Here is a 26,066-nt window from a genome sequence, read left to right as displayed (position 1 = left end):
GGTCCGCAAGGCAGCCGGCATCGACTTCGTCGGGTTGGATCCCTCGACCAGCTGGATGATCGCCGAGGTCGAGATGGACGAGCCGGAGCTCGGCATGCGCCGCGAGGGTGGTGGCATCGGTCCCGTCAACCGGGCGGAGGGTGGGGGACCGTTCCGGGTCGTGCTGACCGACCGGCACATCGAACACACCAGCGAGCCGACCCTGGAGGATCTCAGCGAGGCACTCATCGGCGCCTACGGAACGGACTTCGGGGTGCGCAGCCCGACCTGGATCTCCCGTTTCACTGACATGAGCCGGCAGGCAGCCTCCTACGCCACGGCCGTGTGCTGCTGGCCGGGGACGCCGCACACGTGCATCCCCCGCAGGGCGGTCAGGGCCTCAACACGGGCGTGCAGGATGCCGTGAACCTGGGATGGAAGCTGGCCCAGGTGGTGAACAAGACATCACTCGAGAGCCTCCTGGACACCTACCACGCCGAACGGCATCCGATCGGTGCCCGGGTGTTGCACAACACCATGGCGCAAGTCGCGCTCAGCAGCCCCGACGACCGTCACCAGGCCCTCCGCGACACCATTTCACCCTGCTGCACGACGCCCGGCCCGTGCTCCTCAACCTCGGTGAACCCGGCGGCTTCGACACCTCTCCTTGGGCGAATCGAGTCCGGTTGGTCGACGCCCGACACGATGGCACCTGCGAGCTCCCGGTCCTTGGCGAGATCGCTGCGCCCCCGGCCGTGGTGATCCGACCCGACGAGCATGTCGCCTGGGCGGGAGACCTCACGAACCCAGAGCTGCCCCAAGCACTTGCGACCTGGTTCGGAGCGGCCACTCCGGCTTAGAACCCGACAGCCGAGCGCCATCACGCCCATCACCTATGTGCCGTTCAGAGACAGCGCAGACGCCGGCGGACGCACTACGAGCCGGCCGACGGGGACGGGTCGCCGCCGTGGGGCCGGCCTCCGGGCCGGGAGACGGCCTCGGCGGCGCGGATCGCGCCGCCCTCGAGCGCGTTGCGGACGGTGGTGCCCGACAGCCAGGCCGCGAGGAAGCCGGCGGCGAAAGCATCCCCGGCGCCGGTGGTGTCGACCACCTCGACGGGCTTCGCCCGGACGTCGAGCACCTCGTGACCATCGGTCCACGACGCCCCGGCCTCGCCCCGCTTGGTGATCAGCGCCCCGACGGAGCCCAGCACGGCGTCGGGGCCCCCGAGGGCGTCGAGCTCGGCCTCGTTGGCGAAGAGCACCGCCGCACCCCGGGCCAGATCGAGGAAGGTCCCGCCCCCGAGGTCGCGGATCGGTCCTGCGCTGGCGGCGTCGACCGACAGCCCGACGCCAGCGTCCCGGGCCCGGCTGACCACCAGCTCACCCGCGGCTCGGGAGCCGGGGTGCAGCAGGGTGTAGCCCGAGAGGTGAACCCACCCCACCTGGCCGAGGGGGAGCCCGGCATCGTCGAGGAGCACGCCGGTCAGCTCGGCGCCGAGGAGGTCGTTGGCCCCCCGGTCCGGCAGCATCGTCCGCTCGCCGGCGGGGTCGACCACCACGACGCAGGCCCCGGTGCGGGCCCCGAGCAGGACGGGACCAAGGTGCTCGACGCCGTGGGCCGCCAGCTCCGAGCGGGCCGAGGTGCCCAGGGGATCGTCGCCCACCGCGGCCAGGAGCGACACCGAGCGCCCGGACCAGGCCAGCCAGGCGGCGGTGTTGGCGGCCGACCCGCCGCCCCCCGACCGGATCGTCGCCGCCGTGTCGGAACCGGGCCGGAGGCCCCCGTCGGGCACGACGACGACGTCGACGAGCAGGTCGCCGACCACGAGCACCCGGTGCGGCCCGTTGCCCGACGGCGGGGCGGCGGGCTCAGGCACCGGCGGCGTGGGCGACCGCGATGTGCCCGGCCAGCGAGGCGTTGGCCAGGACCAGGTCCACGTTCACCACGAGGCTGGCCCCGGCGGTCGCCTGGTGGAAGTGGGCCAGCAGGAACGGGGTGACGTCCTTGCCCCGCACCCCGACCTTCTCGGCCAACGCCAGGCCCTCGGCCAGCACCCGGTCGTGCATGGCGGCGGGGAGGGCGTCGTCCTCGGCGACCGGGTTGGCGACGACGAGGGCGGATCGGTCGGTGGCCAGCGCGGTGCGCGCCGCCATGATCCCGGCGACCTCCTCAGGGGTGTCGACCCTCCAGTCGATCGGGTGGCCCGAATCGGGTCGGTAGAAGCCGGGGAAGCGATCGGTGCCGTACCCCACCACCGCGACGCCGATGGTCTCGAGTCGCTCGAGCGTGGCCCCCACGTCGAGGATCGACTTGACGCCGGCACAGACGACCGTGATGCCGGTGCGGCCCAGGGTCTGGAGGTCGGCCGACTCGTCCCAGGACGACGCCGCATCGCGGTGCACGCCGCCGATGCCGCCGGTGGCGAACACCTTGATGCCGGCGAGGGCGGCGAGGTGAGCGGTGGCGGCGACGGTGGTCGCGCCGTGACCCTTCCGGGCCGCCACCACCGCCAGGTCGCGGGCACTGACCTTGGCCACCTCGTCGGAGGAGGCGATCACGTCGAGCGCCTCGTGGTCGAGGCCGATGCGGGCGATCCCGTCGACCACGGCGATGGTGGCCGGCACCGCCCCGGCGGCCCGGACGGCGATCTCGATGCGGGCCGCCACCTCGAGGTTGTCGGGGCGGGGCAGGCCGTGGCTGATGAGCGTCGATTCGAGGGCCACGACCGGGGCACCGACAGCCAGGGCCTCGGCCACCTCGGGCGCGATCAGGGCCACTGGCGTGCTGGGCGGGTCGGGCACAATGGCGTCGGGCACCGGCCGAGTGTGCCACGAGCGCCCGTCGGGAGAGTCCGAGCGCGCCGCCCGGGATCCCGGCGCCGACGGTGCGACCGACTGCGTCTCGCATCGCCGCCGAACGGTCGGCACCCGGCGAAGGTCTTCTTCGCGTTCGCCTCCGCGCCGGCCGTGCGCTGCCCGTCGGGTCACACGGTTCGGCGGCTGGGGCTCGATCCACCTCTGCGGCCGCCTTCGAGGCTCGCGGCCTCGGCGCTCAGGGCCCCGGCGCGAGGTGGGCCACGAGGGCGGCGACGAGGCCGTCGATGGTGTGCTCGTCGGCCTGAACGGCGACGCTGAGGCCCAGGTCGCGGGCGGTGGCCGCGGTGACCGGTCCGATGCAGGCCACGACCGGGGGCACCGACTCGGCGCCGAAGGCCCCAACGAAGCGGCTCACCGTCGACGACGAGGTGAAGGTGATGGCATCCGCAGCGCGGACCCGCGCCCGGGCGTCGTCGTCGACCGTGGCCGCCACGGTGCGGTAGGCGGCGACCACTGCGACCTCCCAGCCCCGGGCCCGCAGCCCGTCGGGCATCACCTCGCGAGCCTCCTCGGCCCGGGCCAGCAGCACCCGCCGGGAGGCCGCCCGATCGGTGGGCGGGTCGGGGAAGACCTCGAGCAGGGCCTCGGCCACGTAGCGCTCGGGCACCAGGTCGGCCACGACGCGGTAGCGCTCGAGGGCCGCCGCGGTGCCGGGGCCGATGGCCGCGACCCGTACCCCGCCCAGGGCGCGCGTGTCGGCGATGCCGGCAAAGGTGCGGTCGACCCCGTTGGGGGAGGTGAACACCACCCAGTCGTTCGCCGCCAGGTCGGCCACGGCGGCGGACAGGGCGACACCGTCGTCGGAGGGCGGGCCGATCTCGATCACCGGCACCTCGATCGGCTCGGCGCCCACGGTGAGCAGGGCCCGGCTCAGCTGCGACGCCTGGGCCCGGGTGCGGGTGACGACGACCCGGGTGCCGAAGAGGGCCCGGCTCTCGAACCAGCTCAGCTCGGTGGCTGCGACCCGGCCGACGACGATGACCGACGGCGACTCGAGCGGGTGCTCACCGAGGGTGGCCAGCGTGGCCCGGATCGAGCGCTGGTCGGGCCGCGTGCCCCAGCGCACCGCGGCGGCCGGGGTGTCGGGGGCCAGCCCGGCGTCGAGCAGGCGGGCCGAGATCCGGGGCCAGCGGGCGACGCCCATGAGGATGACGAGAGTGCCGCCCAACCGCGCCGCTGCATCCCAGTCGATGCTGCCCTCGCCGGCGGCGGGATCCTCGTGGCCGGTGATGACGGTGAAGGCGGTCGAGGAGAACCGCTGGGTCACCGGGATCCCGGCGTAGGCCGGCACCGCGATGGCAGAGGTGATGCCGGGCACGACCTCGTAGGCGACCCCGGCGGCGGCCAGGGCCGCGGCCTCCTCACCGCCGCGGGCGAACACGAAGGGATCACCGCCCTTCAGCCGCACCACCCGCTGGCCCCGGAGCCCCCGCTCGACGAGCAGCTCGTTGATCTGCTCCTGGCCCAGCCGGGCCCGGCGGGGCGCCTTGCCCACGTCGATGCGCTCGCTCTCGGCGGGGGCCAGGTCGAGCAGGGCCGCGGCCGACAGCCGGTCGTGCACGACGACCTCGGCGGTGGCCAGCACCTCCGCGCCTCGCAGGGTGAGCAGCCCGGGGTCACCGGGTCCCGCGCCGACCAGGTGGACCGTCACCCCGCCGACAGTACGCGCCCTGCCGCCCGCGCCCTCCGCTCCGCCCTGAGCGCGACGTCAGGCCGCGCCGACCGCGGCTCGGAGGCGGCGGGCCAGCTCGGCGCCCAGCGCGACGCCGTCGGCGCCGGTGGCCTCGGCTCGCTGCACCTCGTCGTCGTCGCCCGCCAGCAGGGCTCGGACCCACACCGTGCCCGCCGCGGTGATCTCCGCGTAGGCCCCCGCGGGCAGGTCGCAGTCGCCTCCGAGCTCGGCGAGGAAGGCCCGCTCGGCATCGACCCGGCGCCGGGTGGTCGGGTGCTCGATGGCGGCGACGAGGGCGGCGGCCTCGGTGTCGCCGGCCCGGGTCTCGACGGCCAGCGCAGCCTGACCCACCTGGGGCAGGACGGTCCCGACCTCGAGGGCCTCGCTGATCCGCCCGGCGAGGCCGAGGCGCTCGAGGGCGGCGACGGCGACGACGATCGCCCCCCCGTCGGGGACCTTCCCGAGGCGCGTCGCCATGTTGCCCCGCAGCTCCACGAAGCGCAGGTCGGGCCGGAGGGCCGCCAGCTGCACCCGCCGGCGCTGCGAGCCCGTGGCCACGGTCGCACCGGCGGCCAGGGCGTCGAGGGGGCGACCCACGAGGGCGTCGCGGGGATCTCCACGCTCGGGGACGGCCGCAAGGGCCAGGCCCTCCCCGGTGACGGCGGGCAGGTCCTTGGCCGAGTGCACGGCGAGATCCGCGGCACCGTCGAGCACGAGGCGCTGCACCTCGGTGGCGAACACGCCCTTGCCGCCGATCTCGGAGATGGGCACGTCGACGCGGCGATCACCCAGCGTGTCGGTGCCGACGACGTCGACGGCCAGGCCCGGGTGCGCCGCGATCAGGAGGGTGGCGACGTGCTCGGCCTGCCAGCGGGCGAGCGGGCTGGTGCGGGTCGCCAGCCGGAGGCGGGTTCCCGGTCCGGGTTTCACGGCCCTCCCCCGGCCGAGGCCGCGGTCGGCGGCACTAGCCGTCGAGGTCGGTGAGGTCGTAGATGTGACGCAGGGCCTCGGCCAGGCGATCACCGGTCGGCGTGCCCGCGAGGGTCTTGAGCTTCACCGTCGGCTCGTGCAGCACCTTGGCCAGCAGGGCGTGGGTGAGGGCGTCGACCGCGGCGCGCTGGCGGTCATCGAGGTCGGCGAGGCGGGTGGCGAAGCGGTCGAACTCGGCCTGGCGGAGATCCTCGGCCCGGCGGTGCAGAGCGGCGACGAGAGGGGCGGCGGAGCGGGCCGAGACCTCGCTGCGGTAGCGATCGACCTCTTCGGCCACGATGGTCTCGACGGCGGTGATCTCGCGGCGGCGGCCTTCGACGCCGGCCTGGGCGAAGCGCCGCAGGTCGTCGATGTCGAGGAGGGTGACGCCGGGGAGCTCGCCCACCGAGGGATCGACATCGCGGGGCACGGCCACGTCGACGACGAGCAACGGGTCGCGGGCCCGGCGGACGAGGGCCGGCTCCAGCTCGGTGTGGTCGATGATCACCGAGGTGGCGCCGGTGGAGGTGAGCAGCACGTCGCACTGCGCCAAGGCCTCGGGGAGACCCGAGAGGGCCACGACCTCACCGTCGACCTCCAGGGCGAGGGCGGCGGCCTTCTCTGCGGTGCGGTTGGCCACCAGGACACGAGCGGCGCCGGCGCCGCGGAGCGCGGTGGCCATCGAGCGGCCCATGGCCCCGGCGCCGATGACGAGGACGGTGCGGCCCGAGACGGTGCCGAGGTGCTCGGCGGCCATCTCGACCGCGGCGTGGGACACCGAGGCGGTGCCCCGGGCGATGCCCGTGTCGGTACGGGCCCGCTTGCCGGTCTCGACGGCGTGACGGAAGAGCAGGTTCAGCACGGGTCCGACGGTGCCCTCGGCGACGCCCACCTTCCAGGCGGTGCGCACCTGGCCCTGGACCTCGGTGTCGCCCAGGACGTCGGAGTCGACGCCGGCGGTGACCCGGAACAGGTGGCGGACCGCCTCGTCGTCGTAGTGGACGTAGAGGTGGTCGGCGAAGTCCTCGGGGGCGACGTGGGCCAGCTCGGCGAGGACGTCGCGGACCTCCTGGTAGGCGGCGTGGAAGCGCTCGGCGACGATGTAGGCCTCGGTGCGGTTGCACGTCGACACGAGGACGGCCTCGGTCACGTGGTCGCACGTGGCCAGTGCGGTGAGCACCTTGGGCACGCGGGCACCGTCGAACGTGAGCCGCTCGAACAGGTCGAGGGGCATCGTCCGGTGGTTCAGGCCGATGACGACGACAGACACGCCTTCAGCAACTCCTTCGCAGCTTGGATCCTTCCGGCGCGGATCTCGTCCAGCATCCCCGACCGGAGGGCACCTTGCCAATCGAGGCCCTCGGTCGTGCGACCCTCGGCGCGGATGCGGTCGCGCTCCTCGGCCAGGACCTCGAGGAGGACCTCGAGCTCGGGGCCCAGCCGGCCGTCGAGCTCGGATCGCAGCCACGAGGCCAGGGCCGGGCTGCGACCCTCGGTCGACACCGTGACCAGAAGGCTCCCGCGCCGCACGCGGGAGGGCAGCGTCACCGAGCAGCGCTGCGGGTCATCGGCGGCGTTGACCCACACCCCTGCGGCGTCGCCGTCGTCGTAGACGGCCTGGTTGACGGCGCGGACGTCGGTGGCGGCGACGACGAACCGGTGATCGGCGGCCTCCCCGGCGCGGTACGGGCGCAGCTCGCAGGTGATGCGGTCATCGGCGAGCAGCTCGTCGATGATGTGGGGCGCCACGACGGTGACCGCGGCGCCGCACCGGACCAGCTCGTCGACCTTCTGGCGGGCCACGCGCCCGCCGCCGACGACCAGCACCGACCGACCCTGCAGGCGCAGGTTGACCGGGTAGAGGATGCCCGTGCCGGCGGCGACGGGGCCGGCCCCGGCCGGGTCGGGGGCCATGGCGTTCGTCAGCCCGCGGCCGAGGCCCCGGGCCCCGCCGGCGCGATCCGCGGATTAGCGACCGACGCCTGGTCGTCGGTCTCGGGGCCGCCGTCGCGGCGCTGCTGGTAGAAGCTGAGGATCTGGAGCTCGACGGCGAGGTCGACCTTGCGCAGCGACACGTCGTCGGGCACGGAGATGACAGCCGGGGCGAAGTTCAGGATCGACGTGACGCCGGCGGCGGCGAGCAGGTCGGCCACGTCCTGGGCGGCGTGGGCCGGGGTGGCGATGATGCCGATGACGCTGCCCAGATCGGCGACGAGCCCGGGCAGGGATCCGAGACCCTGCACGGCGACGCCGTGGACGACCTCGCCGACCTTGGAGGGATCGGCGTCGACCAGCGCGGCGATCGGGAAGCCACGGTCGCGGAAGCCGCCGTAGTTGGCGAGGGCCTGGCCGAGGTTGCCGACGCCCACGATGATGACGGGCCAGTCGTGGGTGAGGCCCAGCTCGCGGCTCATCTGGAACATCAGGTACTCGACGTCGTAGCCCACGCCGCGGGTGCCGTAGGAGCCGAGGTAGGAGAGGTCCTTGCGCACCTTGGCGGCGTTCACGCCGCCCAGCTCGGCCAGGCGCTCGGAGGAGATCGTGGAGGCCTTGGCCTCGGACTCCTCGACCAGAGCCCGCAGGTAGACGGGCAGGCGCGCGACGGTCGCCTCGGGGATCCGTCGGCTGCGCTCGGCCACGAGCCGACTGTACCGCCCCACGTGCACGTGTTCACAAGCGGGGCCCGCACCGGCGCCGGCGGAGCGACGGCCCGCCCCGGTCAGGTGCCGACGGTCTCGCGCAGCTCGCGCCGCAGCACCTTGCCGGCCAGACCGTGAGGGAGCTCGTCGACGAAGAGGACCTTCTCGGGGCACTTGTACCGGGGAAGGTGGTCCGCGCAGAACGCGTTGACATCGTCCTCCTCGATCGAGCGGCCCGGAGCGGCCACGACGAAGGCCTTGACCGCCTCACCGGAGTACGGGTGGGCCACGCCCACCACTGCGCAGTCGATGATCGCGGGGTGCTCGAGGAGCACCTCTTCGACCTCGGCGGGGAAGACGTTGAAGCCCGACACGATGATGAGGTCCTTGGCCCGGTCGAGGAGGAACAGGTAGCCCTCGTCGTCGACCACGCCGATGTCGCCGGTGCGCAGCCAGCCGTCCTCGGTGAGGACGTGGCACTCGCCGTCGGGCGCCCCCCAGTAGCCGCGGAAGACGTTGGCGCCCCGCACCCAGATCTCCCCCTCGTCGCCGACGAGCACATCGTCGCCGTCGGCATCGACCAGCCGCACCTCCACCCCGTCGAGGGGGGCGCCGATCGAGCCGGGGCGGTGCTCCATGCCCAGGGCGGAGGTCACGACCGGCGACGCCTCGGTGAGGCCGTACCCCTCGATCAGCTCGACGCCGAAGCGCGCCCGCATGCGATCGACCACGTCGCTCGAGAGCGCCGCGGCCCCGGAGGTGGCGACGCGCAGGTCGGCGAAGGTGCCCGGCGGCAGGCCCGGCAGCGACGCCCACGCGGCCCACATGGCCGGCGCGCCGGCGATCACGGTGACACGGTGCTTGACGACGGCCTCGGCGGCCGACTGCGGGTCGAAGCGCTCCATGAGCAGCACCGCGGACCCGGCGCGCACGGCCACGCCGAGGATGGCGTTGAGGCCCATGATGTGGAACAGCGGCAGGACGCACAGGCTCACGTCGCCGTCGACCGATCGAGCCTCGCTCACGGCGAGGACCTGGTCGATGTTGGCGATGAGGTTGCCGTGGCTGAGGATGGCGGCGCGGGGGGATCCGGCGGTGCCGCTCGTGAACATCAGCACCGCGGCCTCGTCGTCGGCCCGCTCCACGATGGCGCCGGGCTCGGAGGACATGAGGTCGTCGAGGACGACCAGGCCCTCGGCCCCGTCGCTCCTCGTCGTCACCACGGTCTCGAGCTCGGGCAGGGTGGCGCGGTCGATCCCGGCTAGCGCGGCCTGACCCGACGGGCCCACGATCACCACCTTGGCGCCGACCTCGGACAGCTGCCCCTGCAGCGCCCGGGGCGGGCTGAGCGGGTTGATCGGCACCGCCACCGCCCCGGCCCGGAGCACCGCGAAGTAGGAGGCCACGAAGTACCAGTTGTTGGCGCACACGATGCCGACGCGGTCGCCGGGTACGACGCCGAGGCCGGTCAGGCCGCCCGTCAGGCGGGCCACCTGGTCTCGGAGGTGGCCGTAGCTGGTGGCGCGGCCCCGGCTGATGAGGGCGGGGGCGTCATCGGGGTGCGGGTCGAGGATCGTCGCCAGGTTCACGGCCGTCAGTTGACCACAGGTGGGAGCCGCCGGTCACCGGAGCTCTCTCGCAGCCCCGGCAGAGACCTTCGGGGCGCGACCTACCGGGCGAGGAAGAACAGCTGGATGACCGCGGCACCGAAGATGAGGACGAGCAGCAGAGCCAGGACGATCGTGGTGCCGGGGCGCATCAGACCTTCTTCCGGAGAGTGACGGGGCTGGATGCGGCCAGGTTGGCCACGTTCCCGTCGTCGTCGACGTTCGACAGGGTGACGGCGTGGCTGGCGCCGATCCGCAGCTCCTCGGCCGCGGCGCGCTGGTCCATCACGAGGGCCAACAGGCCGTAGGAGTCGACGACCAGGCCGAGCTGGCCGGGGCCGAGCTCGGCGTAGGCGCGGACGAGGTGGGCGGTGCGGGTGCCCGTCTCGGTGCGCACCGAGACGGGATCGCCGGCGGCCGAGCCGAGCGGGGCGAGGTCGTCGGGCCCCACGTTGAGCTGGGCGTTGCCGTAGCGGTCGACCCAGAGCACCTCGGCTCCCAGGCCGTCGTCCTCGAGCTGGGGCAATGGCACCATGCCGGGGCGGAGGCCCGAGGACGCGATGTCCGGGCCCAGCTCGCCGAGGGGCACCCCGGCGCACAGGTGGGCCGCAGCGGGAGCGAACACGTCACGTCCGTCGAAGGTGGGCCCGGGCGCCAGGAGCCGATGCGCCGGCGAGGTCAGCTCCACGACCCGGGTGGCCCCGCCGACCATGGCCACGGCCGAGGCCAGGAGCCCGTTGTCGGGCCCCACGAGGACCGAGGCGCCGTCACCGACCTCGACCGCGATGGCCCGCCGGTCGGTGCCCACGCCGGGGTCCACCACGGCCAGGACCACCCCCGGAGCCAGGTACTGGGCGCTGCGGGCCAGCGCCAGGCCCCCGGCCCGGACGTCGTGGGCGGCGATGTCGTGGGTGACGTCGATGACCGCGACGTGGGGGGCGATGGACCGGATCACCGAGTGCACGACGCCCACGAACTCATCGACCCGCCCGTAGTCGGACAGGAACGAGATGGTGTCGTAGGGGTGAGGGGCCATGGCGGTGACCCGCAGCGCTGGTCGGGAGGGACGCGCGGGAGGACCTTGACCGTACCGTCCCCTTACCCCCGGCCCAGCTCCCGGGAGCGCTCGGCCGCGGCCATCACCGCCTCGAGCACTGCGGTGCGCACCCCGCCGGCCTCCAGGGCCCGGAGGCCGGCCGCGGTGGTGCCCCCCGGGGAGGTGACCTGGGCGCGCAGCACCTCGGGCGTCTCGCCCGTCTCGTCGAGCAGGCGCGCCGCCCCCAGCAGGGTCGCCACCGCGAGGGCGCGGCTGGTCGGGCGGGCCAGGCCGGCGAGCACACCGGCGTCGATCATGGCCTCGGCCAGCAGGAACACATACGCCGGCCCCGAGCCCGACAGCCCCGTCACCGCGTCGAGCTGGGCCTCGGGCACCCGCACGACGGCGCCGACCGCACCGAGGACCTCCTCGGCCCAGTCGAGGTCACCCTCGGTTGCGGAAGACCCGGCGGCGATGGCCGAGGCGCCCGCGCCCACGAGGGCGGGGGTGTTGGGCATGGCCCGCACGACCGGTGTGCCCGGTGGCAGCACCGCCTCGACGGTCGCGGTGGTGACCCCAGCAGCGATGGAGAGCACCCGGTCGACCCCGACCCGGCCCGCGGCCTCGGCCGCCCCGCCGGCGTCATCCGGCTTCACCGCGAGCACGGCGCCGTCCGCGGCGACGGCGTCGGCGACGACGACGAGCCCGGGGCGGCTGGCGGTCAGCTCGGCCCGGCGGCCGGCGTCGACCTCGGCCACTGCGATCTCCGACGCCGACGCCCAGCCCGACTCGACGAGTCCCCCGACGAGGGCCTCGCCCATCCGCCCCCCACCGATCACCAGCAGTCGCGCCATGGGCCGGAACCTACAGCGGGCCCCCGTCGGACCCAGCCGTCGACCCTCAGTCGACCTCGGCGACGTGCTTGTCACCGACGATGGTTGTGACCTGGTCGACGATGGCGGCGAACTCGGTGTCCCCGTAGGCGAGCACGGCGATACCGGTGATGACCTCGGCGGTACGGATGAAGCGGAGCGACACCTCGCCCTCGAGGGTGGTGCCGGAGCCGGCATCCACGGAGAAGAAGCCGTTGAGCACCGCGCTCTGCTCGGCCACCTCGCCCACGTCGGGCGCCGGCACCAGGTCGCTGTCGAGCACCGAGCCGCCGGACTCCTCGAAGCCGGCGACGAGCTGGTCGAGGGCGCACCCCGCCCACCGGTTGGTGAGCGCCTCGTCGAGGAGCGCCTCGGCGCTCTCGGCGTCGGAGACGACCAGTCCGACCGAGCTCACGGCGATCAGGTTCGCCTCGGCTTCTTGGCTGAAGTTCGGCGAGTTGAACTCAGCTTCTTGCACGGTGTCGAGCTCTGGGTCGGTGAAGCAGTCGCCCAGCTCGTCGTCGCCGTCATCGTCATCCTCGGTGGCCGTCCACTCGGCGCTGAAGTCGTCTTCGGTCAGGGTCACGGCTTCGGCCAGGGCCTGGTCCTCGCCGTCGGCGGGCTCCTCGTCCTCGTCGGGCTCGTCGTCGTCCTCGTTCGGCTCGTCGGCATCGGGCTCGGCTTCCTCGGCGGGCTCGTCGTCGGGCTCATCCTCGGCGGCGGTGGTGGCGGTCTCATCGTCAGCGGTGGTGGTGCTCTCGGCGACGGTCGTCGAGGCGTCGGTGGTCTCGGCGCTGTCGTCGTCGCCGCCGCACGCAGCGACGAACAGGACGAGGGCACAGGCGGCGGCCAGGGCGCGCCCGCCGGTACGAGAGGAGGTCATCGGGGTCTCCTGTTCGAGCTCGGGCGCCACCCGGCGTCCGATGTTGGGTCGGATCCTGCCATGGCGCACCGGGTTGATCGCGCCCTGGAGGCCGTCGGCCGGGGGTGACAGGTCCCCGATCGACGAGCGCACGGAGGTGAGGTGGGCCCGGGAGGGAGACCGCCGTTGCGCACTTCCCCGAACGCTCCGGCGGCCGTCCCTCGTCGGGGCCCGCCCCTTCCTACCCCACGAATCTCCACGACATGCATTGAGATATCATGATAGCAACGAAGAGAACCCGAGCCGGAGCGCAGGGCGGAAGCACCGCTCCACGGTGGCGTGGTGCAGGCCCAGCAACCCGTCGACCTGGTTCCGGGTCAGGCCGCCGATGGGCACCTCCCCGACGAGGTAGGCCGCGTCCTCGTCGCCGATGGCGAAGGCCACGCCGTGGAGGCCGAGGTTGCGGCGCAACAGGTGCTCGTAGAAGCGGCCCGGGTCGTCGACCGGCGCGGGCAGCACGTAGGTCTCGTGGTGGAGGGTGCGCTGGCGCAGGTGCAGCCACACCGTCGTGTGGTCACGCTCCTCGCCGGCCAGGCGCACGAACCACCGGCGCACACCCGTGTCGTCGCGGTCGATCGCCTCGATCAGCGGGTTGTCGGCCTGCAGCTCGTGCAGCCACGACTCGATGGCGCGGGCCAGCTCGTCCAGCTGGCCGGGGCTTGCCGGGTGGTCGGCCATGGACCGCAGCGTAGGGGTGGATCCCGCCCGCCCCCGCCTCGAGCTGGCGGCCCTCAGGCTGCGCAGTCGAGCGGGCCACGGCTGGTCACCGTGGCGTAGACCGCCGCGAGGGCGTGCGCGGCTCCGTCCCAGCCGTAGCCCTGGGCGAGTCCGGCGGCGGCCCGGCCCATGCGGGCGTTGCGGCTCCGGGCCCCCACCACCGAGTCGAGGGCCCGGGCCCAGTCCCGCGGGTCCCGCGACCGGACGAGCAAGCCGGTGCGACCGTGCTCGACGAGGGTCGAGAGCCCGCCGATGTCGGCCGCGACCACTGGGCGACCACACGCCGCGGCCTCGAGCGCCACCAGGCCGAAGGACTCCGACCGGCTGGGTACCACGACGGCGTCGGCCGCCCGGTACAGGGTGGAGAGCTCGTGGTGCGGTCGCGGGTCGACGAAGCGCACCCGGTCGGCGAGGCCGTGCTCGACGACGAGGGCATCGACCTCGGCCCGGCACGCCTCGCCGTCGGTGCCGCTCGGTCCACCCACCACCACGAGGACGGTGCGGGGGTCCTTCATGGCGGCGAGGGACCGCACGGCCACGTCGAGGCCCTTGAGCCGCTGGATGCGGCCCACGAAGAGGACCACGGGCCGGTCGCCCAGGTTGAGGGCCGCCACCGCAGCGCGGGCTGCTCCCCTTGGACCGGGGGAGAACAGGGCGTGCTCGACCCCGGGGGCCACGAGGGCCAAGCGGGACCGGGCCACTCCGTAGTGACCGGCGAGCTGGTCGGCCTCGGCCGGGCAGCTCGCCAGCACGGCGTCGGAGCAGGCCATCACCGCCGCCTCGGCCCGGCCCCGGGCCTCGGGCTCGGGGTCGCCGGCGGCCGTCTTCACCCGGGCGAGGGTGTGGAACGTCGACACCAGCGGCCGATCGAGGAGGTGCTTGAGGCGATGGCCGGCCACCCCCGAGAGCCAGTAGTTCGAGTGCAGCACGTCGGTGCCGCCCTCGGCGTCAAGGGCGGAGGCGACGGCGTCGGCCCACTCGTCGACCACCGTCACCAGGTCCTCCTTGGCCAGCCCGACGGGGCCGGCGGGCACGTGCTCGACGGTGACGCCCGGCTCGACCGTGGTGCGGGGCGGGAGCCCGGAGCGATCGGTGCGGACGAAGATGCGGCAGTCGTTCCCGGCGTGGGCGAGACCCGCGGCCAGCTCGCGCACGTAGACGTTCATGCCCCCGCTGTCGCCCGTACCGGGCTGGGCGAGGGGCGAGGTGTGGAGGCTGAGGAGGGAGATCCGGGCCACGGAGGCGTCAACCCTCGGCGGCGCCGACCGATTCCGGCGTGGTGCTGCCGTCGTCGTCCGAGATCTCGTGGTCGTCGCCCTCGTCCGTCCGGACCGGTCGGGGTCCGACCGCGGCGCGGAACGACTCGTAGATCTGGATGAGGGTGCGCTTCTGCCCCTCGTCGATCCACGGGTCGCGCCGGATCTCCCCGACCAGGTCGGCCTCGTCGGGGCGCTCCTCGAGGATGCCGGCTCGCACGTAGAGGGTCTCCGAGCTGATCTCGAGAGCGCGGGCGATCTGCTGCAGGATCTCGGCCGAGGGCTTGCGCAGACCCCGTTCGATCTGGCTGAGGTACGGGTTCGACACGCCCGCCATCTCCGACAGCTTGCGCAGCGAGAGGTGACCGATGTGGCGCTGCTCGCGGATGAACTCGCCCAGGTCCCGCCACCGCTGCTCGAGCTCGCTCACCGGTGCGCCAACCGTCCGGTTCGCGCCGGGCACCGGTGAGCGCTGCCGGCTCCGCAAGCTCCGCCGTCAGAGAGCCCGTGCCCTCTGGTTCGCTCGCTGCGCTCGCTCATCGGGCAAAGGCTACGAGGTCGGCGGATCTGCACGAAACCAAAGTGAGCGCGCGCGTGACGATCGCGAGCAGCTGGCCTCACGCCCGTGGTGCTGCAGCGCACGACCCGGCCCGGTCGCCGCCCCTGCTCAAGCGGTGGAGCCGAGGAAGATGCCGGCCGCCCACACCCAGAGCGGGGCCAGGAGCAGGAGCGAGTCGAGCCGACGGGCAGCGGGCGCGTGGGCGTCGGCGGCCGGCAGCAGGGCCGAGCCCGCCAGCTGACCCAGCGGACAGGCCACCGCCGCGAGGGCGGCGAAGGCGAAGACCGCCGTCCCGTCGAAGGGAGGGATCGCCAGCGCGGCGACCACCAGGGCGGTGACGGCGATGGCGACGATCCCGGAAAGGGGACCCTCGATGCTGTTCGACGATCCCGAGCCGATGAGGAAGTCCCCGGCCTCGTAGACCGAGACGAACAGGATCAGCACGACCGCCGCGCCGATCTCGAGGTCGCGGGTGAGCACGACGCATGCGGCGGCCAGCCCGAAGGGCACCGCGCTGTGCGCGGTCGACCCCGCGACGGCCAGGATCTGATCGCGTGCCCCGGCGCCGCGGGCTCCGGCCCTGACGGCGATGCCGACGGCGGCCACGGCCACGACGGCGAGCACCGTCAGCAGGATCGCGCCGCCGACGTAGCGGGCGCCCGACGCGCCGGCGGCCCCGATCGCCCCCGCGCCGAGCGCCGCGACCCGGACATCCGCGTCCGTTCCGGCCTCGCACCAGCGCGTGGCGGTCTCGATGGCGGCCCACCCGGCGGCCACGGCGTAGAGGAGGGTCAGCGGCGCCCACCCCAACACCAGCGACCCCAGAACCGCGGCGAACCACACCAGGCCCAGGCTCACCTTCCATCCGCTGGTGTCGTAGACGACGGCGTAGCGCCGGCCGGCACCGGTGCGGTGCACGCGCGGGCCGCTGACGCGCCGCTCCTTGCCCCGTACCTCCACGTGGCCGGTGACGGGGACGTCGACCGGGCGGAGGCGGGTGAGGCGGGTGAGGCGGGCGGGCGGGTCGGTGGTCGACGTCTCCTCGACCCCGCGTGCCGGGGCCGGGTGTGCGGCGAGGGGCCCGGTGGAGGCGACGGAGGTGCGCGCCAACGCGCCGGGCGCCCGTCGCGCCGCGGCGAACAGGCCTTCGGCACGAGCCCGAGCCGACGACAGCGCCGGGCGGGGCCGACTGCGGGTGGGAGGACGACCACCCGGTCCTGATGCCGCTGAGCGCGGGCCCGAGATCGGCGATCGCCGTCGATCCGGAGGGCCCGGGCGCGCACCGGTCGAGCCGGGCCGCCGGTCGGGGCGGGGACGGGTAGGGCCGGGGCGGGCAACGCCGGGACGGGCCGGGGCGGGGCCCTCGGGTCGCGCTCGGGGACGGGGGCGGGGCTGGTCTGGCTCCTCCGGAGGGACCCCGGGGCCGCTCCCCCCCGACACCGGCGGGAGCACGGCGACCTCGTCACCCTCGCCGACAGGATCGCTCGGTCCGGCCGGTTCCCCGTTGCGCCACACCTTGCTCGCGTCGAGCACGGCGGCGAACTGGGGGCCGTACCGGGAGCGCGCCGCGGCCAGGACCTCCTCGACGGTCACGCCGGGCACCTCGTCGGTCGCGGTGCCGGCTGCCTCACGGGCGGCGGCGAAGAGCCGGAGCACAGGCATTGCGGGTCCGGAGCCTACCGGCGCGGGCCTCCGGGGATCCCCTCCGGTGCCGCTACGTTGACCCGTCGTGTCGAACGGCTCGCGCATCCTCCTCGTCCGCCACGGCGAGTCGACCTGGAACGCGACCGGGCGCTGGCAGGGCCAGGCCGACCCGCCGCTCACCGATCGGGGCCGCGACCAGGCCCGATCAGCGGCGGCGCGCCTCCCCCCCGTCGCGGCCGTCGTGGCCTCGGACCTGCAGCGCGCGCGAGAGACCGCGCTGATCCTCGCCGAACCGCAGGAGCGGGCGGTGACGGTCGACGAGGTCCTCCGCGAGCGCGACGCAGGGGCGTTCTCCGGCCTGACCCGCGCCGACATCCACGCCCGCCACCCGGGCCTGCTTCCCGACGACCCGGCCCGGGCTCCCGGCACGGAGGGTGACGGCCTCGTCCCGCCGCCGGGTTGGGAACCCGACGCGACCCTGGCCCGCCGAGCTTGGGAGGGCATTGAGCGCCTGGCCGCCACCCTCGACGGCACTCCGGGGTCCACCGGGCTTGTCGTCACCCACAGTGGCCTCATCTACGCCGTGGAGGCGGCCCTCGGCGGGAAGCGCCACCGGATCGCCAACCTGGAGGGCCGTGAGCTGCGCCACGACGGTCGCCGGTGGACGCTCGGTCCCCGCCGGCTGCTGCTCGACCCCGCCGCCGACGAGGTGACGAGCCCGGACCAGCTCTGACGATGCGGCGTCGGCGGGTCAGGCCCAGAGATGGGCGGCGCACGAGCGCGCCGTCGGCGACAGGCCCAGGGTCTCGTCGTCGATCGCCCCGCCACAGGTGCCACAGCGGCCGTAGCCGCCGGCGTCGAGGCGCTCGAGGGCGGCGGTGACCTCGGCCAGCTCCATGGCGACGACATCGAGGTCGAGGGGGGCGTCGGAGTCGCGAGCACCGGGGTGCGATTCCGGATCGACGTCGCTCGGCGCGAGTCCGTCGTCGGTCTCCGTCGTGTCCTCCACGGTCGTCACCCTACGCTCGACCGGCGCCCGCGACGCCGACCGCGCTGCCGACGACGGTCGCGCTGCCGGGACCGGGCCGGGCGGCGGTCGAGGCGGCCCCGGTTGGTGCGCCGCACGGCCATCGTGGTGACCCCGACGGCAGCCACCACGGCGCCGCTTCCGGCGCCCAGCCAGACCGGATCGACGGGTCGCTCGTCGGCTCGTTCGTCGGGCGCGAGCACCGGCGGGGCCGCCACCTCATCACGCTCGGTCCCCTCCGTCGCGATCGCCGCGGTCGCCGGCGGCTCGGACCCAGAGCCGGACACGACCGTGCTCGTGGTCGTCGTCGGTTCCGTGGTCGAGGTCGGGTTGGAGCCATCGGCGCCCGGCGGTGCGGGCAAGGCCGGGAGCACGTCGTTGCGGCCCTCGTCCGCCGAGGCCAGCAGGAAGGCCGAGTCGAGCAGGGCCCGGGTCGCGGCGTAGTGGTTGTCCGAGCGCAGCACGACCGCGATCAAGGTGCGGCCACCGCGACGGGCAGCGCCCACGAAGGTCATGCCGGCGCGCTTGGTGAAGCCGGTCTTGAGCCCGATGGCGCCCTCGTAGGCGCTGACGAAGCGGTTCAGGTTGGTGACCGAGTGGGGCTTGGCGTCACCGCCGGCCCACCGGTGATCGGGGGCGGCGGCGATGGCCGCCAGCACCGGATCGGCCAGGTAGGCCCGCGCCGCGATGGCGAGGTCGCGCGCGCTGAGGAGGTTCCCACCCCCGATCGATGTGTTGTTGTCGAGCCCTGCGGGGTCGCGCAGCACCGGCGCGTCCTCGAGGCCCAGCCTCTCGGCCAGCCGAGCCGCCTGCGACGCGAAGCCGGCCATGGTGCCGCCGCCCGCCGCCTGGCCCAGGGCCCACGCCGCGTCGTTGCAGGAGCAGAGCATGGTGGCGTAGAGGAGGTCCTCGACCCGCCACTGGGTCCCGGCCGGCAGCCGGATGCGCCGAGGCGGAGCGTCGGCTGCGGTCTCCGAGATGGTGATCTCGTCGTCCAGTCCGAGGCGGTCGCGGGCCAGGAGGGCGGTGAGGATCTTGGTGGTGCTCGCCGGAGAGAGCAGCTCGCGCTCGTTGGCGGCGGTGATGACCTCTCCGGTCTCGGCGTCGACAACGATCGACGCCGCCGGGGGCGGGATCGGCGCGAGGGTGACGGTCGGATCCTGCGGCCCCACCGGACCCTGGGCCCCGACGGGCTCCGCGACCAGGGCGAGCAGGCCCAGCACCAGCGCCACCACGGCGGGCCCGGCGATGCGTCGAGGGCCCCACCATGACATCCGGGCATGGTGGCCCGGCCGACCTCCGGGATCAAAGCCGTGACCGCCGCCCCGGTGCACCCATGGCTCAGCCGAGGTCGTCAGCGGGGCCGAAGCCCGGCGAACTGGTACTGGTTCTGGGGGCGCCCGCCCCCAGAACCGGTACCAGTTGGCGTGGAGGGCGGGTCAGCTCAGGGCATCGACGATGCGCCCGGCGTTGGTGCGGGCCATGCCGGCGTAGGTATCCGCGCCGGAGCCCTCCTCGCCGAGCGACTCGCTGTAGACGGCCACCACCTCGACGTCGCCCACCTCGCGGGCCAGGGCCTCAGAGAGCGTCTCAGGCGACGACACGTCGGCAAAGATGGCGGGCACCCCCTCGGCCTCGATGGTGCCGGCCAACTCCTCCAGGTCCTGGGCGTTGGGCTCGGCCCCGGTGCCACCGCCGGGGATGACGACGCCCACGACCTCGAAGTCGTAGCGATCGGCGAAGTAGCCGAAGACCTCGTGGTTCGTGACCATGGTGCGGTCGTCGGGGGCGATGGCGCCCAGCGTCTCCTCGACCTCGGCGGCCAGCTCCCGCAGAGCCTCCACCTCGGCCTCGGCGCTGGTGCGGAAACCGTCGGTGTCGAGCGCGGGGATCTCCTCGGCCAGGAACTCCGCGATGCCCTCGGCCGCATCGGCGACCCGATCAGGGTCGGTGAAGAAGTGCGGGTCGGCTCCCTCATCGGCGTGCTCACCTTCCTCCTCGGCGGGCTCACCCTCCTCCTCGGCGTGCTCGCCGGCCTCTTCCCCGGCATGGGCGTCCTCGCCGTAGGCGATGGTCTCCACGCCGTCGATGGCGTGGTAGGTGGTCACGCCGTCGCTCTCGGCCGCTTCGAGGCTGTCGGCCATGCCCTCCTCGAAGCCGGCCCCGTTGGTGATGAGCACGTCGGCCTCGCGCAGCTCGGCGGCCTGGCGGGCCGAGAGCTGGAAGTCGTGGGGGTCGGCCCCGGCGGGCATCAGCACGGTGACGTCGGCCTCGTCGCCCACCAGGTCGCCGACGACATCGCCGAGGATGTTGGTGGTGACCACGACCGTGGGGCGATCGCCCCCGGCGGAACTCGATTCGCCGTCGTCCTCGTCGCCGCAGCCGGACAGGGCGGCCAGGAGCAGCCCGGCGGCGGGCAGGGCGGTGAGGGGGCGGGCGAGGCGCATCGATGGCTCCAAGGGGACGGGTTCGAGCGGTCCCCATGACAGTAACGAGATCCGTTCCCATTCTCAAGTTCCCGGCGGCCGGCCCGCACTGGCGGGCTGCCTACTCAGCGGTGGGACCGGTGAAGCGGGGGCTGCGCTTCTCGGTGTGCGCCGTCAGCCCCTCCCGCGCGTCGGGCCCACCGAAGCCGTGGAACTCATAGGCGAGTGATGCGTCGAGGATCGCGGACTGGGATCGGTACCAGTTGTTCAGCGTCTGCTTGGTGTAGCGGAGCGCCGCCTGGGCCCCTCCGGCCAGCTGGGTCGCGACCTCGAGGGCCCGTTCCTGCACCCCGTCGTCGTCGACGCACAGCGACACCAGCCCGATGCGCTCGGCCTCCTCGCCGGTGAGGGTGTCGCAGGTCAACAAGTAGTACTTGGCCTTGGCCATGCCGCACATCAGAGGCCAGCAGATGGCGGCGTGGTCACCGGCGGCGACGCCGAGGCGGGTGTGGCCGTCGATGATCCGCGCCGAGCGGGCCACGACCGACACATCGGCCAGGATCCCGGCGCTCAGCCCCGCGCCCACCGCCGGCCCGTGGATCGCGGAGACGATCGGCTTGGCGCAGTTGATGACGTTGAACACCAGGTCCCGCGCCTCGCGGAGGATCCGGGTGCGCACCGCGTAGTCGTCCATGATGGCGTCGAGCAGCTCGAAGCTGCCGCCGGCCGAGAACGCCTTCCCGGCGCCGCGCAGCAGGGCCACGTTCACCTCAGGATCGCGATCGATCGCCAGCCACACGTCGGCCAGCTGGCGGTGCACGGCGTGGCCCACCGAGTTCAGGCCCGGTCCGTCCATGGTGATCCGCAGCACACGGTCGGCGGGGCGGTCGAAGGTCAGGTCGGGGAACTCGGCGTAGCGGTCGGTCACGGGGACTCCTGGCGGGGTCGGGTCGGTCGGCGGGCCCCATCATGGGGGTCGGGACGACATCGACGGGCCGCTGCCCCGCCAGAGCGGGCGCGAAGGAGCCCCGACCCGTCGGCGCCCGTAGGCTCCCGAGCATGTCCGACGAACAGCTGCCCGACGGTGTGACCATTCAGATGGACGGCGACACCGTCGCCGCCACCATCGTCGTCGACGCGCCGCCGGCCGACGTGTTCGACTTCGTGCGCCGCCCCGCGAACCACGATGAGATCAGCGGCGACAGCAGCGTGAAGGGCACCACCATCGGGCCCGAGGTCTTGGGCGAGGGCGACCGCTTCGGCATGCAGATGAAGATGTACGGGCTGCCCTACCGGGTCACTTCGAAGGTCGTGGAGTTCCAGCACGGCACCCGCATCGCCTGGTGCCACTTCGGCGGCCACCGGTGGCGGTGGGACCTCGAGTCCACCACCGACGGTCGCACCCGTCTCACCGAGACCTTCGACCTCTCGACCGCGCGGGTCCCGCCGGTCCTGCGCCTGATGGGCTTCCCGAAGAGCCACCGGGTCAACGTGGCTCGATCGGTGGCCAACGTCGCCGCCCACTTCTCGTCCCCCTGACGAGCGCACCGTCGGGCGCCGCCGCCGTTCGCGGCTAGGCAGGGCCCATGCACGTCGGACAGATCTGGCAGTACCCGGTGAAGTCGATGGTCGGGGGTCGGGTCGACGAGGCCGAGATCACCACCGAGGCGATGGTGGGTGATCGCACCTGGGCCGTCCGCGACCAGGTGCGGGGCGGCATCCGGGGGGCCAAGCAGCTCGGCGGGCTGATGCGCCTGAGGGCCGAGCACGCACCCGGCGGCCGCGGGGCGGTGACGGTCACCCTGCCCGACGGGTCGACGGTCTCGACCGAGGACAGCGACGTCGACGCCCGGGTATCGGCCGCCATCGAGCACGAGGTGGTGCTCGAGGCGCTCCGGCCGCCCGAGGACCTCGCCCACTACCGCCGGGGCGAGGCCTACCACGACGACCTCATGGACGACCTGCGCGCCACCTTCGGGCGCGGCGAGGACGAGCCGCTGCCCGACCTGAGCGGCTTCCCGCCGGTGATCTTCGAGTACGAGTCGCCGCCGGGCACCTACCACGACGCCTACCCGTTGATGCTGATGACGACATCGGCGCTGCGCTCGTTGCAGGAGGCCCTGCCCGACAGCGCCATCGACGTCCGCCGGTTCCGTCCCAGCGTGGTCGTCGACACCGGTGACGCGCTCGGGCACCCCGAGCGCGACTGGATCGGCCAGCGGATCCGCATCGGCGAGGTGGTCGTCGACGTCGCCTCGGGGTGCCCCCGCTGCGTGATGGTCACCCGCGAGATCGACGACGACGCGCCCCCGGATCGCGCCGTCCTCCGCCACATCGTGGCCGAGCTCGGCCAGGACCTCGGCGTCTACGCGACCGTCGCGACCCCGGGCCGCATCGCCATCGGCGACCCGGTGACCCTCGAGGGCTGACCCACCCCCGCGGTGCCGCCCCGGCCACCGCAGGAAGCACCGGGGGCTCGCTCGTCGGGTCACCCTTGCTCAGCCGTAGTGGTAACGAGCCTGCAGGATCACGACATCGTCGCCCTCGACCAGGTAGACCAGCCGGTGCTCCTCGTCAATGCGGCGCGACCAGGCGCCGGCGAGAGCGTGTCGCAGCTGCTCCGGCCGACCGATCCCGTCGAAGGGGCCTCGGGCGATGTCATCGAGGAGTCGATTGATGCGTTTCAGCGTGGCTCGGTCGATCGTCTGCCAGTGGACGTAGTCCTCCCACCCGTGAGGTGTGAAGACGAACCTCATCGGTCGAGCTCGTGCTCCTGGACGCGGCCGGAACGGGCTTGGTCCAAGCTCTCGAGGAGTCGCCGCACGTTGGCGGGTGAACGCAGGAGGTAGGCGGTCTCCTCGAGCGCTCGGTAGTCGGTGATGGAGATGAGCACGGCGTCACCGCGCTTGGAGGTGATCTCGACCGGCACGCGGTCGTCGTTGACCTGCTCGATCAAGGGGAAGAGGTTCTTCCGGGCTTCGCTGGCGGTGATGGCCATCGCGATCCTTCCAGAGTGGTACAAGATACCGTACCACTCCTGGTCTCGGACACGGCGCTACCCCTCGGGGAGCGACGGCTCGGGGTCGAGGTCGAAGCCGCCGAGGTGGGCGGTGTCGTTGTAGCGGCGGATGATCCAGCGTTCGCCGTGGGCGACCAGGTGCGAGATCGAGCCGTTGTCGGCCCCCACGAACGCGAACCCCCGGCCGCCGCCGGCGGCGATGCGCATGGTCTCGCCGATGACCCCGCCGTGGACGACGACGACCACCCGCTGGTCGGGATGGGCGGTGACGATGCGGTCGAGCCCGGCGCGCAGCCGGGCGTTGAACGCCTCGGTGGCCTCGGCGCCGGGGATCGTGTCCCAGCGCTCGTCGGCGAACATCCGCTCGGCGATGGGGTCGCCCTCGGCCACCCGGCGACGGAACTCGCCACCCTCCCACTCTCCCAGGTTGACCTCGCGCAGGTCCGGCTCGACGACGGGGGTGAGCCCGAGCCGCTCGGCCAGCGGGGCCGCGGTCTCCTGCGTGCGGCGCAGGGTGGTCACGTAGATGGCGTCGATCCGCTGGTCGGCGAGGCGCTCGGCCACCCGTCGGGCTTGCTCTCGACCGTCAGGGGCCAGCGCCGGGTCGTCGTGCCCGTCGACGTGCGGGACGGAGACGCCCGGGACGACCGGCGCCGATTCGCCGTGGCGGACGAGGAAGAGCTCCGTCGCCCCCGGGGGGCGGGTGAAGCGGTGCTGGCGGTACTCCCTCTCAGCCATGACCGTCGACCGTAGCGGCCCCCCGACCGGCGGCGGCCCGGCGTGCGGACGCCAGGTGGGGCGCGGGCACGACGGCCGAGGCGGGTGGTGGCCCGCCACCGGCCCGAGCCCGGAGCCATCGTGATGTCACCCCTGCGCTCCTCGTGGCGCGCCGGCGATCACAGGTTGTGCTCCGCACGACGTATCCACTACCCTCCGTGGTGTTGGTCGGACGTCGACCGCTGTCCGTGACGAGAGGAGGTGGTCCGGTGTACGTCTCTCCCACCTCGAGCCGTGCCGCCTCACCGTCGGCCGATCGAACCCGCCGAACCCGCCCGAGGGCATCGGGCCGCCGGTGGCGTGCCGCAGGAGCGGCGATGGCCGGCCTGCTGGCGATCGGCGGGTGCAGCGGTGACGACGCCGCCGACCGCCCGCGCTCGACGACGACCACCGCCCCCTCGCCCGAACGGCCCTCGTACGACGGCCCCAGACCCGGCGAACCCGACCCCACCGCCGCAGAGCTGCAGTGCCGGCCCGAGGTCCGCCCCGAACCCCTCGCCGCGCACCCGACCGAGGTCGTGCTCCAGATCTGGGACGCCGCCGGCGAGCGGGTCGTGTGGAACGCCGTCCGCCGCCTCCAGACCGACGGTGAGGGCCGGGCCGAGATCGACGACGTCCTGCTCGACCCGGTCACCGAGGAGGTCGTGGAGAACCGACCGGTCCACCCCTCGGCCACGACCCCGGCGGACCCGTCGGTCACCTGGCCCGGCCACCCGGAGACCCTCGCCCTGTCGTGGCCGACCGGCGAGGGGCGCACCCGCGCCGTGGTCGACCTGCCGGGGCCGGGGATCTGGTCGTTCCCCCACCTCGCGGCGGACACCCTGGCGGCCCGGCTCGATGCCACGCTGGCCGACCACCCCAAGCTGGTGCCCAGCGCCGAGCTCGTCGCCCTCTGCAACGGGCTGCACGATGCGCTGGTCGCGGCGGCCACCCGGCACCCGTACGTCAGCCCGGGCGCGCCGGCCGCGGCCCTCGATGGCGGTGCGCGGGCCATGGACCTGCTGCTCGCCCAGCTCGGCGAGGACGACCCGCCCCGGTGACCTGAGCGTCCCGCGAGCTCGGTACCCCGCGGGCGCGGACGGCCCGCTCGCCTGCGATCGTCGTCGCCGACGTCACTACAGTTCCCGTCACCGAGGAGGCCAGCGCATGGAGATCCCGAGGTTCGACGCGGCGGTGGGTGCCGCGGATGTGGCCGAGGCCCTCGACACCCACGGCGTGGCCATCATCGAGCGCCTGGTCGGGGAAGATCGCTGCCGTGCCCTCGAGGCCGAGCTCGAACCCTGGATCGACGCCACGCCGACCGGCGGTGACGAGTTCAGCGGACCGCTCACCCGGAGGACCGGAGCCCTGCTCGGTCGGTGCCCCAGCTCGGTCGACCTGATCGCCCACCCGCTCGTGCTCGACGTGGTCGACCGGGCCCTCGGTGAACAGAAGTCGACGTTCCAGCTCCACCTCACCCAGGCGATCACCATCGGTCCCGGCGCCGACGCCCAAGCCCTGCACCGCGACCAGTGGTGCTTCGACTTCCACCCGTTCCCCGTCGAGGTGACCGTCGAGGTGTCCACCATGTGGGCCATGACCGACTTCACGGTGGAGACCGGGGCGACGAGGGTCGTCCCCCGCAGCCACCGTTCGGTGGGCATGCCGTACGCCGATGGCGATGCGGTACCGGCGACGATGCCCCGCGGCTCGATCGTGCTCTACACCGGGTCGACCGTGCACGGAGGCAGCGCCAACCGCAGCGCGTCACCCCGGACGGGCATCAACGTCGACTACACCCTCGGCTGGCTGCGACAGGAGGAGAACCAGTACCTGTCGGTCCCTCCGGCAGTCGCCGCGACGCTGCCCGAGCGGGTCCAACGGCTGATGGGCTACGCCATGGGCGGCTACGCCCTCGGCTACATCGACGACGTCCGAGATCCCATCTGCGCCCTGCAGCCCGACCGGCCCGGCACGTCGAGCTTCGCCGCCCGGTAGCGCGCCACCTGGTCCCGCCGCCCCCTGCAGGCCGAGTACCTGCTGCGGCCCACTGGTCGGGGATCCGGGGGCCGGGACGCCCGATTCCG

The 26,066-nt window shown here is 73.8% G+C and carries 27 protein-coding genes and 1 pseudogene; 6 read left to right on the top strand and 22 right to left on the bottom strand.

What is annotated here, in order from left to right:
• Positions 1 to 839, top strand: a pseudogene (locus tag VNL12_RS21000) (FAD-dependent monooxygenase); the annotation flags it as partial.
• Positions 840 to 913: 74 nt separating this feature from the next.
• Here VNL12_RS21000 and VNL12_RS16280 read toward each other — a convergent pair.
• From VNL12_RS16280 to VNL12_RS16210, 15 genes are all read right to left on the bottom strand, one after another.
• Positions 914 to 1,858, bottom strand: coding sequence for a carbohydrate kinase family protein (locus VNL12_RS16280; RefSeq protein ID WP_325595996.1), 945 nt, complete (start codon positions 1,856 to 1,858; stop codon positions 914 to 916).
• Complete coding sequence (locus VNL12_RS16275) at positions 1,851 to 2,798, bottom strand: pseudouridine-5'-phosphate glycosidase (RefSeq protein ID WP_325595995.1); 948 nt, start codon at positions 2,796 to 2,798, stop codon at positions 1,851 to 1,853. Before VNL12_RS16275 ends, VNL12_RS16280 begins: the two co-directional genes overlap by 8 nt.
• Before the next feature lie 235 nt (positions 2,799 to 3,033).
• Positions 3,034 to 4,509, bottom strand: coding sequence for a uroporphyrinogen-III C-methyltransferase (cobA, locus tag VNL12_RS16270; protein ID WP_325595994.1), 1,476 nt, complete (start codon positions 4,507 to 4,509; stop codon positions 3,034 to 3,036).
• Between the two features lie 57 nt (positions 4,510 to 4,566).
• Positions 4,567 to 5,460: a hydroxymethylbilane synthase gene (gene hemC / locus VNL12_RS16265; protein WP_325595993.1), complete on the bottom strand. Its 894-nt coding sequence runs from the start codon at positions 5,458 to 5,460 to the stop codon at positions 4,567 to 4,569.
• A 34-nt stretch (positions 5,461 to 5,494) separates the two neighbouring features.
• A complete protein-coding gene (gene hemA / locus VNL12_RS16260; protein ID WP_325595992.1) occupies positions 5,495 to 6,769 on the bottom strand; it encodes a glutamyl-tRNA reductase in 1,275 nt (424 codons plus the stop codon).
• On the bottom strand, positions 6,745 to 7,413 hold the full coding sequence (locus VNL12_RS16255; RefSeq protein WP_325595991.1) for a bifunctional precorrin-2 dehydrogenase/sirohydrochlorin ferrochelatase: 669 nt from the start codon (positions 7,411 to 7,413) through the stop codon (positions 6,745 to 6,747). The genes hemA and VNL12_RS16255 overlap by 25 nt, the downstream gene beginning before the upstream one ends.
• An 8-nt stretch (positions 7,414 to 7,421) precedes the next feature.
• Positions 7,422 to 8,165, bottom strand: a complete 744-nt coding sequence (locus VNL12_RS16250) for a redox-sensing transcriptional repressor Rex (RefSeq protein WP_414654913.1) — start codon at positions 8,163 to 8,165, stop codon at positions 7,422 to 7,424.
• A gap of 53 nt (positions 8,166 to 8,218) precedes the next feature.
• Positions 8,219 to 9,727 carry an AMP-binding protein gene (locus VNL12_RS16245; protein WP_325595989.1) on the bottom strand — a complete coding sequence of 503 codons (1,509 nt, stop codon included), beginning with the start codon at positions 9,725 to 9,727 and terminating at the stop codon, positions 8,219 to 8,221.
• Between the two features lie 169 nt (positions 9,728 to 9,896).
• The gene (locus VNL12_RS16240) at positions 9,897 to 10,781 is read right to left on the bottom strand and encodes an SAM-dependent chlorinase/fluorinase (RefSeq protein ID WP_325595988.1); all 885 of its coding nucleotides are present in this window, start codon (positions 10,779 to 10,781) and stop codon (positions 9,897 to 9,899) included.
• A 62-nt stretch (positions 10,782 to 10,843) separates the two neighbouring features.
• Positions 10,844 to 11,635, bottom strand: a complete 792-nt coding sequence (gene proC, locus VNL12_RS16235; RefSeq protein WP_325595987.1) for a pyrroline-5-carboxylate reductase — start codon at positions 11,633 to 11,635, stop codon at positions 10,844 to 10,846.
• Between the two features lie 46 nt (positions 11,636 to 11,681).
• Positions 11,682 to 12,536, bottom strand: a complete 855-nt coding sequence (locus VNL12_RS16230) for a hypothetical protein (RefSeq protein WP_325595986.1) — start codon at positions 12,534 to 12,536, stop codon at positions 11,682 to 11,684.
• Positions 12,537 to 12,791: 255 nt separating this feature from the next.
• On the bottom strand, positions 12,792 to 13,253 hold the full coding sequence (locus tag VNL12_RS16225; RefSeq protein WP_325595985.1) for a YbjN domain-containing protein: 462 nt from the start codon (positions 13,251 to 13,253) through the stop codon (positions 12,792 to 12,794).
• Between the two features lie 53 nt (positions 13,254 to 13,306).
• Positions 13,307 to 14,530, bottom strand: coding sequence for a glycosyltransferase (locus VNL12_RS16220; protein ID WP_325595984.1), 1,224 nt, complete (start codon positions 14,528 to 14,530; stop codon positions 13,307 to 13,309).
• Between the two features lie 7 nt (positions 14,531 to 14,537).
• A complete protein-coding gene (locus tag VNL12_RS16215) occupies positions 14,538 to 14,978 on the bottom strand; it encodes a helix-turn-helix transcriptional regulator (RefSeq protein ID WP_325595983.1) in 441 nt (146 codons plus the stop codon).
• A gap of 237 nt (positions 14,979 to 15,215) precedes the next feature.
• Positions 15,216 to 16,769, bottom strand: a complete 1,554-nt coding sequence (locus VNL12_RS16210; RefSeq protein WP_325595982.1) for a MoaD/ThiS family protein — start codon at positions 16,767 to 16,769, stop codon at positions 15,216 to 15,218.
• 67 nt (positions 16,770 to 16,836) lie between these two features.
• Here VNL12_RS16210 and VNL12_RS16205 point away from each other — a divergent pair, with 67 nt between their 5' ends.
• Positions 16,837 to 17,484 carry a histidine phosphatase family protein gene (locus VNL12_RS16205; RefSeq protein ID WP_325595981.1) on the top strand — a complete coding sequence of 216 codons (648 nt, stop codon included), beginning with the start codon at positions 16,837 to 16,839 and terminating at the stop codon, positions 17,482 to 17,484.
• Between the two features lie 18 nt (positions 17,485 to 17,502).
• On the opposite strand, the gene VNL12_RS16200 is transcribed toward VNL12_RS16205, so the two are convergent.
• From VNL12_RS16200 to VNL12_RS16185, 4 genes are all read right to left on the bottom strand, one after another.
• Positions 17,503 to 17,760, bottom strand: a complete 258-nt coding sequence (locus tag VNL12_RS16200) for a hypothetical protein (protein ID WP_325595980.1) — start codon at positions 17,758 to 17,760, stop codon at positions 17,503 to 17,505.
• Between the two features lie 5 nt (positions 17,761 to 17,765).
• Positions 17,766 to 19,052, bottom strand: coding sequence for a D-alanyl-D-alanine carboxypeptidase family protein (locus tag VNL12_RS16195; protein WP_325595979.1), 1,287 nt, complete (start codon positions 19,050 to 19,052; stop codon positions 17,766 to 17,768).
• A 165-nt stretch (positions 19,053 to 19,217) separates the two neighbouring features.
• A complete protein-coding gene (locus tag VNL12_RS16190) occupies positions 19,218 to 20,225 on the bottom strand; it encodes a metal ABC transporter substrate-binding protein (protein ID WP_325595978.1) in 1,008 nt (335 codons plus the stop codon).
• A 100-nt stretch (positions 20,226 to 20,325) separates the two neighbouring features.
• Positions 20,326 to 21,132 (bottom strand): enoyl-CoA hydratase/isomerase family protein, encoded by an 807-nt coding sequence (locus VNL12_RS16185; RefSeq protein WP_325595977.1) that lies wholly within the window; start codon positions 21,130 to 21,132, stop codon positions 20,326 to 20,328.
• A 131-nt stretch (positions 21,133 to 21,263) separates the two neighbouring features.
• Here VNL12_RS16185 and VNL12_RS16180 point away from each other — a divergent pair, with 131 nt between their 5' ends.
• Positions 21,264 to 21,743 carry an SRPBCC family protein gene (locus tag VNL12_RS16180; RefSeq protein ID WP_325595976.1) on the top strand — a complete coding sequence of 160 codons (480 nt, stop codon included), beginning with the start codon at positions 21,264 to 21,266 and terminating at the stop codon, positions 21,741 to 21,743.
• Between the two features lie 47 nt (positions 21,744 to 21,790).
• Positions 21,791 to 22,633 carry an MOSC domain-containing protein gene (locus VNL12_RS16175; RefSeq protein WP_325595975.1) on the top strand — a complete coding sequence of 281 codons (843 nt, stop codon included), beginning with the start codon at positions 21,791 to 21,793 and terminating at the stop codon, positions 22,631 to 22,633.
• A gap of 69 nt (positions 22,634 to 22,702) precedes the next feature.
• On the opposite strand, the gene VNL12_RS16170 is transcribed toward VNL12_RS16175, so the two are convergent.
• Genes VNL12_RS16170 through VNL12_RS16160 form a run of 3 tightly spaced genes read right to left on the bottom strand, consistent with a single transcriptional unit; the run spans position 22,703 to position 23,961 of the window.
• Complete coding sequence (locus tag VNL12_RS16170) at positions 22,703 to 22,960, bottom strand: Txe/YoeB family addiction module toxin (protein ID WP_325595974.1); 258 nt, start codon at positions 22,958 to 22,960, stop codon at positions 22,703 to 22,705.
• Positions 22,957 to 23,202: a type II toxin-antitoxin system prevent-host-death family antitoxin gene (locus VNL12_RS16165; protein ID WP_325595973.1), complete on the bottom strand. Its 246-nt coding sequence runs from the start codon at positions 23,200 to 23,202 to the stop codon at positions 22,957 to 22,959. Before VNL12_RS16165 ends, VNL12_RS16170 begins: the two co-directional genes overlap by 4 nt.
• A 57-nt stretch (positions 23,203 to 23,259) precedes the next feature.
• Positions 23,260 to 23,961, bottom strand: a complete 702-nt coding sequence (locus tag VNL12_RS16160; RefSeq protein WP_325595972.1) for a histidine phosphatase family protein — start codon at positions 23,959 to 23,961, stop codon at positions 23,260 to 23,262.
• A 356-nt stretch (positions 23,962 to 24,317) separates the two neighbouring features.
• Between VNL12_RS16160 and VNL12_RS16155 the strand changes: the two genes are divergently transcribed.
• Together VNL12_RS16155 and VNL12_RS16150 are read left to right on the top strand one after the other, a co-directional pair.
• Entirely contained in the window at positions 24,318 to 25,040 is a 723-nt protein-coding gene (locus VNL12_RS16155) for a hypothetical protein (protein WP_325595971.1), read from the top strand.
• A gap of 106 nt (positions 25,041 to 25,146) precedes the next feature.
• Complete coding sequence (locus VNL12_RS16150; RefSeq protein WP_325595970.1) at positions 25,147 to 25,977, top strand: phytanoyl-CoA dioxygenase family protein; 831 nt, start codon at positions 25,147 to 25,149, stop codon at positions 25,975 to 25,977.
• The last annotated feature ends 89 nt before the right edge of the window (positions 25,978 to 26,066 follow it).

It is taken from the genome of Iamia sp., assembly GCF_035575815.1.
GTDB lineage: Bacteria > Actinomycetota > Acidimicrobiia > Acidimicrobiales > Iamiaceae > Iamia.
The sequence above is the reverse complement of the archived record's forward strand: the minus strand, read 5'-3'. Positions and strand labels throughout refer to the sequence as shown.